The sequence below is a fragment of the Streptomyces sp. NPDC050416 genome (assembly GCF_044458845.1).
GTDB lineage: Bacteria > Actinomycetota > Actinomycetes > Streptomycetales > Streptomycetaceae > Streptomyces.
On the sequence record NZ_JBITII010000001.1, the window covers coordinates 670,382 to 684,808 of the forward strand.

Consider the following 14,427-nt stretch of genomic DNA (forward strand, 5'->3'; position numbering starts at 1 on the left):
CGTTCCTGTGCATGTGGGCGCAGAATCGGACCATGGATCTGCCGGTGATGCCCCCTGTCCTGCCGATGCTCGCCAAGTCGGTGGCGACGATCCCAGCGGGCATGCAGTACGAGGCGAAGTGGGACGGGTTCCGGGCGATCGTCTTCCGCGACGGGGACGAGGTCGAGCTCGGCAGCCGTACGGGCAAGCCTCTGACCAGATATTTCCCCGAGCTGGTGACGGCCGTGCGGGAGCGGTTGCCGGAGCGCTCGGTGGTGGACGGGGAGATCGTGATCGCGCGGGAGGGGCATCTGGACTTCGACGCGCTGACGGAGCGGATCCACCCGGCGGACTCGCGGGTGCGCATGCTGGCCGAGCGGACACCGGCCTCGTTCGTCGCCTTCGATCTGCTGGCGCTGGGGAACGAGTCGCTGATGGACGCCCCGCTGACCGAGCGGCGGGAGCTGCTGGACCGGGAGCTGTCGGGGGTGAGCGCGCCGGTGCATCTGGCTCCGGCGACCACCGACATCGAGGTGGCGCGCGGCTGGTTCGAGCAGTACGAGGGGGCGGGTCTGGACGGGGTCATCGCCAAGCCGCTGACCGTGCGCTACCGGCCGGACGAGCGCGCCATGTTCAAGATCAAGCACGAGCGGACGGCGGACGTGGTCGTCGCCGGTTACCGCCTGCACAAGAGCGGCCCCGTGGTGGGCTCGCTGCTGCTCGGCCTGTACGACGACCAGGGCACCCTCCAGCACGTGGGCGTGTCCGCCGCGTTCCCGATGAAGCGGCGCGCCGAGCTGGTGGAGGAGCTGGAGCCGCTGCGCATGGACGATGTCCAGGGGCATCCGTGGGCGGCCTGGTCCGAGGAGGCCGCGCACGAGAAGGCCAGGCTGCCCGGGGCGCCGAGCCGTTGGTCGGGCCGCAAGGACCTGTCGTGGGTGCCGCTGCGGCCGGAGCGGGTGGCGGAGGTGGCGTACGACCACATGGAGAACGCCCAGCGTTTCCGGCACACCGCCCGGTTCCGCCGCTGGCGTCCGGACCGGACCCCGGAGAGCTGCACCTACGCGCAGCTTCAGGAGCCGGTCCGTTACGACCTGGCGGAGATCCTGGGCGCGTAGAACGCACGCGGACCCGGCAGGGCAGCATCAGGACCCGTCACCCGTCAGGGCTGCATCAGCACCTTGACCGCACCGTCCTGCTTGCGCTGGAACATCTCGTACGCGTGCGGGGCCTGAGACAGCGGCACCCGGTGGGTGGCGAAGTCCTCGACGCCGAGCGGGTCCTCGTCGGTCAGGTACGGGATGATGTCGTCGCTCCAGCGGCGGACGTTGGCCTGGCCCATCCGCATCTGGATCTGCTTGTCGAACAGGGTGAGCATCGGCATCGGGTCGGCCATGCCGCCGTACACGCCGGACAGCGAGATGGTGCCGCCGCGGCGGACCAGGTCGATGGCGGTGTAGAGGGCGGCGAGGCGGTCGATGCTGAAGCGTTCGGCGAGCGGGCCGCTCAGCTTGCGGGGCATCATCGCCGTGGCCTGCTGGGCGAGCTTGGCGGCCGCGCTGCCGTGGGCCTCGGTGCCGACCGCGTCGATCACGGCGTCGGGGCCGCGGCCGTCGGTCTCGTCGCGGATCGCCTCGACGAGTTCCTTCTCGCTGTCGAAGGACCTGAGGTCGTACGTCTCCACACCTCGCGAGCGCGCCCGGCTCAGCCGCTCCGGGACCAGGTCCACGCCGAACACCCGCCCCGCACCCTTGACCTGGGCGACCCGGCAGGCCATGTCGCCGATGGGGCCGAGGCCGAGCACGGCGATGCTGCCGCCCTGCGGCACCTCGGCGTAGGCGACGGCCTGCCAGGCGGTGGGAAGCACGTCGGAGAGGTAGACGAAACGGTCGTCGGGCGGGCCTTCCGGCACCTTGATCGGGCCGTACTGCGCCTGCGGGACGCGCAGATACTCCGCCTGGGCGCCCGGTACGGAGCCGTACAGGCGGGTGTAGCCGAACAGAGCGGCGCCCATGCCCTCGCCGTGAACCTGGGTGGTCTCGCACTGGGTGGGCAGGCCGGTCAGGCACATCCAGCAGTTGCCGCAGGCGATCTGGAACGGCACCACGACCCGGTCCCCGGCCTGGAGGTCCGGGACGCCGGCGCCGACCTCCTCGACGATGCCGATGGGTTCGTGACCGAGGATGTCCCCGGGTGTCATGAACGGCGTGAGCACTTCGTACAGGTGCAGGTCGGAACCGCACAGCCCGGTGGACGTCACACGGATGACCGCGTCCGTCGGTTCCTGGATCTCGGGATCGGGCACGTTCTCCACCCGGACATCCCGCTTGCCCTGCCAGGTCACAGCCCTCATCGCCTCGCGCTCCCTCCGTCAGCGTGCGCGTCGGTCGGCCGGTCGGTCAGTCGGCGACGCCCGGGTACCCGGGCGCATCCGCGCTGAACCTTGAGCCGATCGACGGACGAAGCGAAGACCCTCCGCCAGAATTGATCAGGTATGGCCATCGGTGGACACATAAGCGCACAATCAAGACAAATCGATGACATGGGGCCGGTGGCGACGGTGGGCAGGGAACGAGGGGCGCGCGGACCGCGCGCCGCGACGACAGCGGCGCTGCTGGCCGCCACGGTGACGGCCGCCCTGGCGGCGGGCTGCACCACCGGCGGGAGCGGTCCCGGCGACGACGGAAGGGGCACCTCCAGACAGTCGGAGCAGGGCACCTCCCCGTCGGCGACCGGCTCCTCCGTGCTCGCCGTCAAGCTCGACAACGCCGCCGCGGCCCGCCCGCACACCGGCCTCGACGCGGCGGACGTGGTGTACGCGGAACAGGTCGAGGGCGGACTGAGCCGGCTGATGGCGGTGTACGCGACGCAGTTGCCGAAGACGATCGGCCCCGTGCGCAGCGCACGCGAGTCGGATCTGGAGCTGCTGCGCCAGTTCGACCGGCCCGTCCTCGCCTTCTCCGGCGCGCAGAAGAAGCTGCTGCCGCTGATCGACAGGGCGCCGCTGCGGGCGGAGACGCCGGGCAGCGCCCCCGGCGCCTACTTCCGCGGCTCGGGCAAGCCCGCCCCGCACAACCTCTATCTGCGGCCCGAGCGGCTCGTGCCCGAGGTCCCGGGACCGGCCGCCCTGACCACCGGTTTCCGCTATGGCTCCGCCCCGGCCGGCGGCACGGCGGCGACCTCGCAGACGGTGCGCTACCCGGCGGCCCGCTTCACCTTCACCTGGTCGGACTCCCGGGACCGCTGGCTGGTCGGCATGGACGGCGCGCCGGCCACGACGGCCGACGGGAAACGGCTGGCGGCCGCGACGGTCGTCGTGCAGTACGTGAAGGTCCGCGAGTCCGCCTTCCGCGACTTCCTCGGCAACAACACGCCGTACACCGAGACGGTGGGCTCCGGAAAGGCCAGGGTGCTGCGCGACGGGCGGGCCTACGACGTGAACTGGAAGCGCGAGGACGCCGCGGACGGCACGGCGTTCACCACCGGCGACGGCACACCGGTGAACTTCGCGAAGGGCCAGCTGTGGGTGGTGTACGCCAAGGCGTCCTGACCCGCGGGCCGCGCCGGCGCCCGCGACGCGCCGGCCGGTCACGCCCGTCAGCCGGGCGCCACCAGGGACTCCCCCGGGTTGCGCAGCCCCTCGGCCGCGTCCGCGACGCGCCGGATGAGGTCGAAGAACACCGTCCGCTCCTCGGCGGACAGCGGGGCGAGGAACACCTGGTTCATCCGGGCGGTGCGCACGGTCAGCTTGCGGTGGATGCGCTCACCCTCGGCCGTGAGACGCAGCAGGGAACGGCGGCCGTCCTCCGGGTCACGGACCTTGTCGAGGAGGCCGCGTCGGCTGAGCCTGCTGATCACCTCGGCGACGGTCGACCGGTCCAGGCCCACCCGCTCCCCCACCGTGCGCTGGTCCAGCCCGGGCTCGTCGACGAGCGTGTTGAGGACCGCGTACTGGGGCGAGGTGATCTCCTCGGAGACCATCGTGTTCCACAGCAGGTAGTGCGCCTGCTGGAGCCGCCGGGCCAGGTGCCCGGGGTGGGTGGTGAGGTCCGCCGCCGCCATGTGCACCCCTCGCTCGCGATCATCAGGCCGAGCATTCGTCGGTGCACTGAACAATACCTGGCTACTCCCGGCCTGTCTGCCGCCCGTACAAGGGATCACGGGCGGATTCACCGAGGTCTTGACGCCCTTCCGTCCCGATGGCAGCGTGAGAGCAGCTTCACGGAAATACTCAGTGCCCTGACTAAATAGCAGTCGGGTCGCTCGGAAGAGATGGGGCTTCTCGGATGGACAAGGTGGTCGCCACAGCGCTGGAGGCGGTGGCCGACGTCCCGGACGGCGCGTCGCTCGCGGTGGGCGGGTTCGGGCTGAGCGGTGTGCCGAACGTGCTGATCGGGGCGCTGTACGAGCGCGGGGTGACCGGGCTGTCGGTGGTCTCCAACAACTGCGGGGCGATGGAGTCGGGCCTGGCGGTCCTGCTGGCGGCCGGCCGGATCGCCCGGGTGACGGGCTCCTACATCGGCGCCAACAAGGAGTTCGCACGGCAGTACCTGGCCGGTGAGCTGGAGGTCGAGCTGATCCCGCAGGGCACGCTGGCCGAGCGGCTGCGGGCCGGCGGCGCCGGGATCCCCGCCTTCTACACCCCGGCCGGGGTGGGCACACAGGTCGCCGAGGGCGGGCTGCCGTGGCGCTACGACGGGCAGGGCGGGGTCGCGATCGCCTCCCCGGCGAAGGAGGTCCGGGAGTTCGACGGCACGGAGTATGTGCTGGAGCGGGGCATCCGGACCGACTTCGCCCTGGTCCGGGCCGCGAAGGGCGACCGGCACGGCAATCTGGTCTTCGGCAAGTCCGCCCGGAACTTCAACCCGCTGGCCGCGATGGCCGGGCGGGTCACGGTCGCCGAGGTGGAGGAGCTGGTGGAGCCCGGCGCGATCGACCCGGACGCGGTGCATCTGCCCGGCATCTTCGTGCAGCGGGTGCTCGCGCTCACCCCCGAGCAGGCGGCGGACAAGAAGATCGAGCAGCGGACGGTGAGGTCCTGATGGCCTGGAGTCGCGAGGAGATGGCCGCGCGGGCGGCACGGGAGCTGAGGGACGGGCAGTACGTCAATCTCGGCATCGGCCTGCCCACCCTCATCCCCAACTACCTGCCCGAGGGCGTCGAGGTCGTCCTCGAATCGGAGAACGGCATCCTGGGCACGGGTCCGTACCCCACCGAGGACGCCGTCGACCCGGATCTGATCAACGCGGGGAAGGAGACGGTGACGGTCCTGCCGGGCGCTTCGTTCTTCGACTCGGCGCTGTCGTTCTCGATGATCCGGGGCGGGCACATCGACGTGGCCGTGCTCGGCGCCATGCAGGTGTCCGAGCGGGGCGACCTGGCCAACTGGGCGATCCCCGGCAAGCTGATCACCGGGATCGGCGGGGCGATGGACCTGGTGCACGGCGCCCGCACGGTCGTCGTCGTCATGACGCACACCGCCAAGGACGGCTCCCCGAAGATCCTCACCGAGTGCGCCCTGCCGCTGACCGGCAAGGGGTGCGTGAACCGGATCATCACCGACCTCGGCGTCCTGGACGTCACCGACGACGGACTCGTCCTCGTCGAGACCGCGCCCGGCGTGACCGCCACCGAGATCGCCGCCAGGACCGACGCCGAACTGACCGTGCCGGAGGGCGTGAAGTGAAGGACGTCTACATCGTCGACGCGGTCCGCACGCCGATCGGCCGCTACAACGGCGCACTGGCCGGCGTGCGTCCCGACGACCTGGCCGCGCACGCCATTCGCGAACTCCTCGCCCGTACGCCGGAGTTGGATCCGGCGCGCATCGAGGACGTGTACTTCGGCAACGCCAACGGCGCCGGTGAGGAGAACCGCAACGTCGGCCGGATGGCCGCCCTGCTCGCGGGCCTGCCCACCTCCGTGCCGGGCGTGACCGTCAACCGGCTGTGCGCGTCCGGCCTGGAGGCCGTGATCCAGGCGGCCCGTGCGATCGCCGTCGGCGATGCCTCGATCGCGCTGGCCGGCGGGGTCGAGTCGATGACGCGGGCGCCGTACGTCCTGCCCAAGAGCGACAAGCCCTTCCCTGCCGGGCACACCGAGCTGTACTCCACGACCCTCGGCTGGCGCATGGTCAATCCGCGGATGGAGCCGCAGTGGACGATTCCGCTGGGCGAGTCGGCCGAACTCATCGCCGACAAGCACAAGATCGGACGTGAGCAGCAGGACGAGTTCGCGCTGCGCAGTCACGAGAAGGCCGCGCAGGCTCAGCGGGCCGGGTTCTTCGACGCCGAGGTGGCGCCGGTGGACATTCCGCAGCGCAAGGGTGACCCGGTGGTCTTCGCCGCCGACGAGTGTGTCCGTCCGGATGCGTCCCTGGCGGCGATGGCCAGGCTGAAGCCGTCGTTCCGGGCGGAGGGCGGGACGGTGACGGCGGGCAACGCGTCGCCGCTCAACGACGGTGCGGCGGCCCTGTTGCTGGTGGATGAGGAGGGGTTGAGGGCGACGGGGCGGGAGCCGCTGGCCCGGGTGTCCGCCACCGGTGTCGCCGCGATCGACCCGCATTACTTCGGGCTTGCTCCCGTCGAGGCCGTCAACCGGGCGTTGGCCAAGGCCGGTAAGAGGTTTGGCGACCTGTCCGTGCTGGAGCTGAACGAGGCGTTCGCGGCGCAGGTGCTGGGGTGTGTGGCCGAGTGGCCCGAGTTCGATCCGGCGATTCTCAATCCGCGGGGTGGGGCGATCGCGCTGGGGCATCCGCTCGGTGCGTCCGGGGCTCGGCTTGCCGGCACGGTTGCCCATCAGCTGGCCCGGCTTGGCGGGGGTGCCGGTGTGGCCACGCTTTGTATCGGGGTGGGACAGGGACTTGCGCTCGTTCTCGAACGGTAGACGTTCGGCTGCGGGCCGGATGTGGCTGGTCGAGCCCGCGCGGCGGAGCCGCATATTGACAACAGCCCCGCGCCCCTTCGGGACGCGATCCACAAGAACCTTTCAGGGGACCCCCATGACTCTCACTCAGCACGACATCGACCAGGAGATCGCGGCCGAGCGTGCCGCGTACGAGAAGCGGCTCGCCGACGGTGGGCCCGTCGAGCATCAGCCGCGGCGTGACTACGCGCCGTACCGCTCCTCGGTGCTCCGGCATCCCAAGGAACCGCCGGTCACGATCGACGTCAGCAAGGACCCGGAGCTGGTGGAGCTGGCCTCCCCGGCCTTCGGGGAGCGGGACATCACCGAGATCGACAACGATCTCACCCGGCAGCACGAGGGCGAGCCGATCGGTGAGCGCATCACCGTCTCGGGGCGGCTGCTGGACCGTGACGGCCGCCCGGTGCGCGGTCAGCTCGTGGAGATCTGGCAGGCCAACTCGGCGGGCCGTTACGCCCATCAGCGCGAGCAGCACGACGCCCCGCTGGACCCGAACTTCACCGGCGTGGGCCGCACCCTCACCGACGACGAGGGCCGCTACCACTTCACCACCGTCCAGCCGGGCCCGTACCCGTGGCGCCAGCACCTCAACGCCTGGCGGCCGGCGCACATCCACTTCTCGCTCTTCGGCACGGCCTTCACCCAGCGGCTCGTGACGCAGATGTACTTCCCGAGCGACCCGCTGTTCCCCTACGACCCGATCATCCAGTCCGTGACCGACGACGCGGCCCGGCAGCGGCTGGTCGCGACGTACGACCACAGTCTGTCGGTGCCGGAGTTCTCGATGGGCTACCACTGGGACATCGTGCTGGACGGCCCGAACGCCACCTGGATCGAAGAAGGGCGCTGACCTGCCATGACGAAGATCGACACCAGCAGGCCGGAGAGTGTGCTGCCCACCCCGTCGCACACCGTCGGCCCGTTCTACGGCCACGCCCTGCCGTTCCGCGGCGGCGAGGACATCGCGCCCCTCGGGCATCCGGACACGGTCACCCTGCACGGGTACGTCACCGACGGGGCGGGCGATCCGCTGCCGGACGCCCTGATCGAGCTGTGGGGCGCGGACCCGGACGGCAACGTGCCGACGGCGGACGGGTCGATGCGCCGCGACCCGGCGTCGGGCGGCTTCCTGGGGCGCAACGGCGTGGAGTTCACGGGCTGGGGGCGTATCCAGAGCGACGCGAACGGTCACTGGTACGCGCGTACGCTGCGGCCCGGTGCGCGCGGGCGGAGCGCTCCGTACCTCAGTGTCTGCGTCTTCGCCCGGGGGCTGCTTGTGCACCTGTACACCCGCATCTACCTGCCGGGCGACGATGCGGTGCTCGCCGCCGATCCGCTGCTGTCCGGGCTGGAGGACCAGCGCCGCGACACGCTGATCGCCGTGGCGGAGGCGGCCGGCACGTACCGTTTCGACATCCGCCTTCAGGGCGAAGGCGAGACGGTCTTCCTGGAGTTCCAGTGACAGCTGCTCAAGGTGATACCGGCCTGCTCGCCCCGGGGTGGGCCGACTCGGCGGCGGCGTCCGCCACGAGCGACCACGCCTATCTGCGGGCGCTGCTCGACGCGGAGGCCGCGCTGCCCCGGGCCCAGGCGGTGCTCGGGCTGGTCCCCGCCGAGGCGGCGACGGCGGTGACCGAGGCGGCCGGTGCCGGTGCCTTCGACGTCCGGGCCCTCGCCGAGCGGGCCCGCGCGGGCGGCAACCCCGTCATTCCCCTGGTCGCTGAGCTGACGAAGGCCGTCGGCGAGGAGTACGGCCCCTATGTCCACCGGGGCGCGACCAGCCAGGACATCATGGACACCGCGACGATGCTGGTAGCCGTGCGCACGCTGGACCTGGTCCTCGCCGATCTCGGCCGCACGGAACGGGCGCTGGCGCGGCTGGCCGCCCGGCACCGTGACACGGCGATGCCGGGGCGGACGCTCACCCAGCACGCCGTACCGACGACGTTCGGGCTGAAGGCGGCCGGATGGCGGGCGCTCGTCCTGGACGCGCGTGACCGGGCGAAGGCCGTGAGGGACTCGCTGCCCGCCCAACTCGGCGGCGCTGCGGGCACGTTGGCGGCCTTCGGGGCGTACGGCGCGAGCGATCCGGCCGCGCTGCCGGTGACCTACGCCCGTGAACTCGGCCTGTGCGCACCGGATCTGCCCTGGCACACCCTGCGGACACCCGTGGCCGATCTGGCCGGCTGCCTCGCCTTCACGGCGGGCGCGCTCGGCAAGCTCGCCGTGGACGTGCTGACCCTCTCGCGCACCGAGATCGCCGAGGTCGCGGAGGGCAGCGGCGGCGGCTCGTCGGCCATGCCGCACAAGTCCAATCCCGTACGGTCCACCCTCATCGCCTCTGCCGCACGGCGGGCACCGCAGCTCGCGGCCACGCTGTACGGGTCGCTGGCGGCGGAGGACGAGCGGCCGGCCGGGGCCTGGCACGCGGAGTGGGAGCCGCTGCGGGACCTGCTGCGGCTTACCGGCGGGGCCGCCCGGGACGCCGCCGAGCTGGCGGAGGGACTGCGGGTCAGGCCCGAGGCCATGCGCGAACACCTGGATCTCACCTGCGGGTTGATCGTCTCCGAGCGGCTGTCCGCCGAGCTGGCCCCCGTGCTGGGCCGGGCCCGCGCCAAGGAACTCCTCACCCGGCTCGCCGCCGAGGGACGCCCACTGGCCCAGGCGCCGGAGCTGGCGGACGTCGACCTCGATCCCACCCACTACACCGGCTCCGCCGGAGCCCTCACCGACCGTGCTCTGGAGCGACGTTGACACTCCTCGCCCACCGTGCCGAAGGGCCCCCTTCCGCACCCCCGTTGCTGCTCGGACCCTCCCTCGGCACGTCGAATGCCCTGTGGGACAAGGTGGCGCCCGAGCTGTCGATCACCCACCGGGTCGTCCGCTGGGACCTGCCGGGACACGGCGGCTCGGCGGCCGGTCTCATCGAGGCGGGTGCGACGGTCGGGGACCTCGCCGACCTGGTGCTGGCGCTCGCCGACTCGCTCGGCATCGAACGGTTCGCGTACGCGGGTGTGTCGCTGGGCGGGGCCGTGGGGCTGCACCTGGCCGTACACCGTCCGGAGCGGCTGTCGTCCCTCGCCGTGATCTGTTCCTCCGCGCACTTCAACGGGGCGAAGCCCTGGGAGGAGCGGGCCGCGCTGGTGCGGCGGGAGGGGCTGGCCGGGCTGGCGGAGAGTGCGGACGCGCGCTGGTTCACCTCCGGTTTCACCGTGCCGGGGCTGGTGGAGGACCACCGTCGCGCCGACCCGGAGGCGTACGCCGCCTGCTGTGACGCGCTCGCCGCGTTCGATCTGCGCGACCGGCTGCCCGAGATCGCCGTGCCGACCCTGCTGGTGGCCGGGCGGGACGATCCGGCGACACCGCCCGCGCATCTGAGGGAGATCGCGGACGCGGTGCCGGGCGCGGCGCTCGTGGAGATCCCCGGCGCCTCGCACCTGGCGCCCGCGCAGTGCCCGGAGGCGGTGCTGACCGCGCTGCGGGCACACTTCGGCGGGACCGCCGGCCGCGGTATGGAGGTACGGCGCGAGGTGCTCGGCGACGCGCACGTCGACCGCGCGCAGGCCCGGCAGACCCCGTTCACGGCACGCTTTCAGGACTTCATCTCGCGCTACGCCTGGGGCGAGATCTGGACCGACCCGACGCTGTCACGCCGCGAGCGCAGCATGATCACCCTTACCGCGCTGGTCGCGCACGGGCACTACGACGAACTGGCCATGCACGTCCGGGCGGCCCGCCGCAACGGGCTCACGCCGGAGGAGATCGGCGCGGTGCTGCTCCAGACGGCGGTGTACTGCGGGGTGCCGGCGGCGAACTCGGCGTTCGCGACGGCCCAGCGGGTGCTGGCGGAGGAGGACGGCACGCCAGGGTGATCCTGCTGGTCGTAGGCTCGACGGCAGCTCGCTCCGGTCCGCCCGGCGTGCCTACGGTGGGGGCATGTCCACCATCCTGATCACCGGCGCCACCTCGGGGCTCGGCCGGTACGTCGCCTTCGAACTCGTCCGCTCCGGGCATGTCGTCCTCGTCCACGGCCGGGACGCGGTCCGCACCGAGCGGCTGGCCGGGGAGCTGCGCGACGAGGGGGACGCCGAGGCGTTCGTCGCCGACCTGGCCTCGCTGGCGCAGGTGCGTGAGCTGGCCGGGCACGTCGCCGACGCCCATCCCGAGCTCGACGTGCTGGTCAACAACGCGGGCGTGGGGTTCGGGGCGCCCGGTGCGGGCCGTCAGCTGAGCGCCGACGGGCACGAGTTGCGGCTGGCGGTGAACTATCTGGCGCCCGTCGTACTGACCCGGGCCCTGCTGCCGGTGCTGCGGGCGAACGCGCCGGCGCGGATCGTCAACGTCGGTTCGGCCGGTCAGGAACCCCTCGACTTCGAGGACCCCGAGTTCACCCGCGGCTACGACGGCGTGTCGGCGTACTGCCGCAGCAAGTTCGCGCTCGCCGCCCACACGTTCGCGCTCGCCGAGGAACTGGACGGCACCGGCGTCTCGGTGAACGTGCTGCACCCGGCGACCTACATGGACACGGCGATGGTCCGCGAGGCGGACATCACGCCGTGGAACACGGTCGCCGACGGGGCGGCCGGTGTGCTGGCCCTGGCCACCCGCGACCTGGGCAGCGGCCGGTACTACGACCGGACGAGCCCGGCGCGGGCCCATGAGGCGGCGTACGACCCGCAAGCGCGGGCGCGGCTGGCGGCGATGACGGACCAGTTGGTGCGAGCCTGACGGCATCGGGCTCGCCGACCAGGGCGCGTGTGTCCGACCGACCGCGGCGACCGGTCGGCTGGTGCCGGCCCGGGTCACCGGGGTTCTGCGCTCACCGCAACCCGGTCCCTGACTCCAGCTCCGCACGCGCCCTCGCCGCCAGCCCGTGCGCACCGCAGGAAACAGCCAGGTCCAGGCCGCGGTTGAGGTCGCTCACCGAGCGGGCGAGGACGCCGTACTCGATGCGGGCCGCCGCGTGTTCGTACTGGCAGGGCGAGGACTCCAGGTAGGCGACGGCCTGGGCGGCGAGGCGTACCGCGCGCTGGCCGGTCTCCAGGGCGGCGGCGCAGCGCAGGGCCTCGCCGATGGCGGTGTCCGTGCCGAAGCGCTCGGCCTGCCGGCGGACATCTACGGCGAGCCGGGCTGCGCGGGCCGGATCCTCGGCGGCGAGGGCACGGGCGAGGTCCGCCGCCCAGGGGACGAGTACCGGGTTGTGGTGGCCGCGCACGGCCGCCGCCTTTTCGGCGGCCTCCAGTTCGTTGGTGCCGTCCTTGGTACGGCCGACGGCGAGCAGCAGCCGACCGCGCACCGCCCGCGGATCCGGAAGCACTATGGTCGACGGGTAGGGCGGGGCGAAGCCATACCGTTCGGCGACGTCCCAGGCCTCGTCGACCTGACCGCGGGCGAGCAGCGTTTCGACGAGATTGCAGATGACGGTCCAGTACAGGGGCAGTCCGCGGCCGACGCGCTCGGCGAGAGGCAGCGCCTCGCGCAGGGACTGTTCCGCGTCCCCGAGGCGGCCGCGCCTGCGGTGTGCGACGCCGACATAGGCGTGTGCGAGGGCGAGGTGCCCGCCGGTCCAGCCGGCGATCTCGTAGGCGCGCACGGCGTCGTTGAAGAGGTTTTCGGCGCGGTCGAGGCGGTCGGTGTACGCATACGCGTTGGCCAGCATGAGCAGCAGTTCGATGCCCCACTCGGTGCCCGTCCACCCGAGCCCGGGAGCGAGGCGGCCATTGACGAGGGTACGGTCGCACAGCTCCACGACCTCCTCGGCGTTCTCGCCCTGCATCAAGGCGTCGAAGCCGCGCAGGATGAGCAGCGCGCGTTCGGAGTTGTCGCGGCCGGTGCAGGTCCGCGCGAGCTCGGCCAGGCGCTCGGAGCGGCCCGGTGAGGCGACCTCGCCGGCGTGGATCCCCTCCCACATGAGGCGCACGGCCTCCAGCCGTATCCGGGCGGGCCCGGGTTCGAGCCGGGCCGCCTCCGCCTCGACCGTGCGGACGGCCTCCTCGATCTCGTCGTGGTGAACCAGCGCCTGCGAGAGACGGACGACGGCGTCCACCCGGTCGTCGCCGTCGAGGCCGGGCATGCCGAGCGCCGTCCGCAGGTGGCCGATCGTCCTGCCGGGCGCCGTCAGGAGGGTGGCGAAGCCCAGTTCGCAGAGGACGTGCGCCTGGACGTCGGGCCGGGGCGGTTCTTCCAGGGCGCGCTCCAGGCAGCGGCGGGCGGCGTCGGGTGCGCCGACGGCGAGGTGCTCGCGGGCGGCCTCGCGCAGTTGGCCGACGAGTTCCTCGTCGTCGTCCGGGTGGACTTCGAGGAGGTGGCGGGCGGCGGCAGCGGCGCCGTGTCCCTCGTCGGTGACGATGCGGGCGGCGATGCCGTGCATGGCGGTGCGCAGGGCGTCCGGGATCGAGTTGTAGACGGCGGTGGCGATCAGCGGGTGGACGAACTCCAGGTCGCCTTCGGCGGTGCGGCCGGTCGCGGGGTCGGGAGCGGTGAGGATGCGGGCGGTGCGCAGCAGTTCGGCGCAGCGGCGGGCCTCGTCGGGTTTCAGGGTGGCGAGCTTGGCGACCAGGTCGACGGAGATGCCGGCGCCGAGGACGGCGGCGGCCCAGGCGAACCTGGTGGCGTCGATGCCGAGTTCCTCCAGGCGGGCGACGACGCCGCCGCCGCGGGCCGAGCGGTTCAGCTCGCGCAGCTCCCCGGCCCGGGCCTCGACCGGTTCCAGCTCGCTGTCCCGCACCTTGGTGAGGAGTTCGACGGTGTCGTAGGGGTTGCCGGCGGTGACGGCCCAGACCTCGCGGCAGAACGCGGCGTCGGCGTGCTCGCCCAGGGTGGCGTGGGTGAGTCCGGCCGTGGCGTCCGGAGTGAGGGCGCTCAGGGTCGTGACGGGGCCGTCCGCGGCGGCGGCGACGGTGTCGAGGAGCCGGGCGCTCGTGCCGGAGACCTCGCCCGGGCGGCGGGCGACCACGACCAGGACGGACATCTCGTCGCGGCGTTCGGCCAGCGCGGCGAGCCAGTGCAGGGTCTCCTGGTCGGCCCAGTGGGCGTCGTCGATGAGCAGCACCAGCGGCCAGTCCCGGCGGGAGAGCCGGCGCACGGCGGCGACGAGGCCGTCGCACACGCCCTGCGGGTCGGCCTGCCGGTCGCCGGGGTCCGCGATGCCGAGGGCGGGCCCGGCGATGTCGTACCAGTCGCCGAGGTACTCGCGGGCCTCCTCCGGCAGCATCGACATCAGCGCGGGTTGCAGTAACTGCCGTACGACGTTGAAGGGGACCGCCCTGAGGGTCTCGCCGCCGCGGGCCGACCAGACCTGGCAGCCGCGTGCCTCGGCGATGCGGCGGGCTTCGGCCAGCAGCGCGGTCTTGCCGAGTCCGGCCTCGCCGCGGAAGACCAGCAGCCCGCCGGACGAGGAGCGGTCCGCGCACAGGCGGTCGACCGCCCGCGCGACGGCGGCGACTTCCTCGTCGCGCTCCCACAGGGAAGCCGAGGCGGCGGCCGTGGGCCGTACCTCCGTCATCCCGCTACCTCCCCAAGTCG

General features: G+C 72.6%; 13 protein-coding genes. 10 read left to right on the forward strand and 3 right to left on the reverse strand.

The genetic code is table 11. The annotated features are described in order from the left end of the window. The first annotated feature begins 32 nt into the window (after positions 1-32). Positions 33-1,097 carry an ATP-dependent DNA ligase gene (locus ACIBL4_RS03050; protein WP_399405901.1) on the forward strand — a complete coding sequence of 355 codons (1,065 nt, stop codon included), beginning with the start codon at positions 33-35 and terminating at the stop codon, positions 1,095-1,097. A gap of 44 nt (positions 1,098-1,141) precedes the next feature. Here ACIBL4_RS03050 and ACIBL4_RS03055 read toward each other — a convergent pair whose 3' ends face one another. Continuing rightward, positions 1,142-2,332, reverse strand: coding sequence for a zinc-dependent alcohol dehydrogenase (locus ACIBL4_RS03055; protein WP_399405904.1), 1,191 nt, complete (start codon positions 2,330-2,332; stop codon positions 1,142-1,144). 189 nt (positions 2,333-2,521) lie between these two features. Here ACIBL4_RS03055 and ACIBL4_RS03060 point away from each other — a divergent pair, with 189 nt between their 5' ends. After that, positions 2,522-3,529: a DUF3048 domain-containing protein gene (locus ACIBL4_RS03060; RefSeq protein WP_399405906.1), complete on the forward strand. Its 1,008-nt coding sequence runs from the start codon at positions 2,522-2,524 to the stop codon at positions 3,527-3,529. Between the two features lie 47 nt (positions 3,530-3,576). On the opposite strand, the gene ACIBL4_RS03065 is transcribed toward ACIBL4_RS03060, so the two are convergent. Next, positions 3,577-4,041 carry a MarR family winged helix-turn-helix transcriptional regulator gene (locus ACIBL4_RS03065; RefSeq protein ID WP_399405908.1) on the reverse strand — a complete coding sequence of 155 codons (465 nt, stop codon included), beginning with the start codon at positions 4,039-4,041 and terminating at the stop codon, positions 3,577-3,579. 224 nt (positions 4,042-4,265) lie between these two features. Between ACIBL4_RS03065 and ACIBL4_RS03070 the strand changes: the two genes are divergently transcribed. From ACIBL4_RS03070 to ACIBL4_RS03105, 8 genes are all read left to right on the forward strand, one after another. Then, entirely contained in the window at positions 4,266-5,021 is a 756-nt protein-coding gene (locus ACIBL4_RS03070) for a CoA transferase subunit A (protein WP_399405910.1), read from the forward strand. Next, on the forward strand, positions 5,021-5,665 hold the full coding sequence (locus tag ACIBL4_RS03075; protein ID WP_399405912.1) for a CoA transferase subunit B: 645 nt from the start codon (positions 5,021-5,023) through the stop codon (positions 5,663-5,665). The genes ACIBL4_RS03070 and ACIBL4_RS03075 overlap by 1 nt, the downstream gene beginning before the upstream one ends. Further along, positions 5,662-6,864: a thiolase family protein gene (locus ACIBL4_RS03080; RefSeq protein ID WP_399405914.1), complete on the forward strand. Its 1,203-nt coding sequence runs from the start codon at positions 5,662-5,664 to the stop codon at positions 6,862-6,864. Before ACIBL4_RS03075 ends, ACIBL4_RS03080 begins: the two co-directional genes overlap by 4 nt. A 115-nt stretch (positions 6,865-6,979) precedes the next feature. Then, on the forward strand, positions 6,980-7,753 hold the full coding sequence (pcaH, locus tag ACIBL4_RS03085) for a protocatechuate 3,4-dioxygenase subunit beta (protein ID WP_399405916.1): 774 nt from the start codon (positions 6,980-6,982) through the stop codon (positions 7,751-7,753). Positions 7,754-7,759: 6 nt separating this feature from the next. After that, a complete protein-coding gene (gene pcaG / locus ACIBL4_RS03090) occupies positions 7,760-8,365 on the forward strand; it encodes a protocatechuate 3,4-dioxygenase subunit alpha (protein WP_399405918.1) in 606 nt (201 codons plus the stop codon). Beyond that, the gene (pcaB, locus tag ACIBL4_RS03095) at positions 8,362-9,657 is read left to right on the forward strand and encodes a 3-carboxy-cis,cis-muconate cycloisomerase (RefSeq protein WP_399405920.1); all 1,296 of its coding nucleotides are present in this window, start codon (positions 8,362-8,364) and stop codon (positions 9,655-9,657) included. The genes pcaG and pcaB overlap by 4 nt, the downstream gene beginning before the upstream one ends. After that, positions 9,654-10,775 (forward strand): 3-oxoadipate enol-lactonase, encoded by a 1,122-nt coding sequence (gene pcaD / locus ACIBL4_RS03100; protein ID WP_399405922.1) that lies wholly within the window; start codon positions 9,654-9,656, stop codon positions 10,773-10,775. Before pcaB ends, pcaD begins: the two co-directional genes overlap by 4 nt. Before the next feature lie 64 nt (positions 10,776-10,839). After that, on the forward strand, positions 10,840-11,631 hold the full coding sequence (locus ACIBL4_RS03105) for an SDR family NAD(P)-dependent oxidoreductase (RefSeq protein WP_399405924.1): 792 nt from the start codon (positions 10,840-10,842) through the stop codon (positions 11,629-11,631). Positions 11,632-11,722: 91 nt separating this feature from the next. On the opposite strand, the gene ACIBL4_RS03110 is transcribed toward ACIBL4_RS03105, so the two are convergent. Continuing rightward, on the reverse strand, positions 11,723-14,407 hold the full coding sequence (locus ACIBL4_RS03110; RefSeq protein WP_399405926.1) for an ATP-binding protein: 2,685 nt from the start codon (positions 14,405-14,407) through the stop codon (positions 11,723-11,725). Positions 14,408-14,427: the final 20 nt, after the last annotated feature.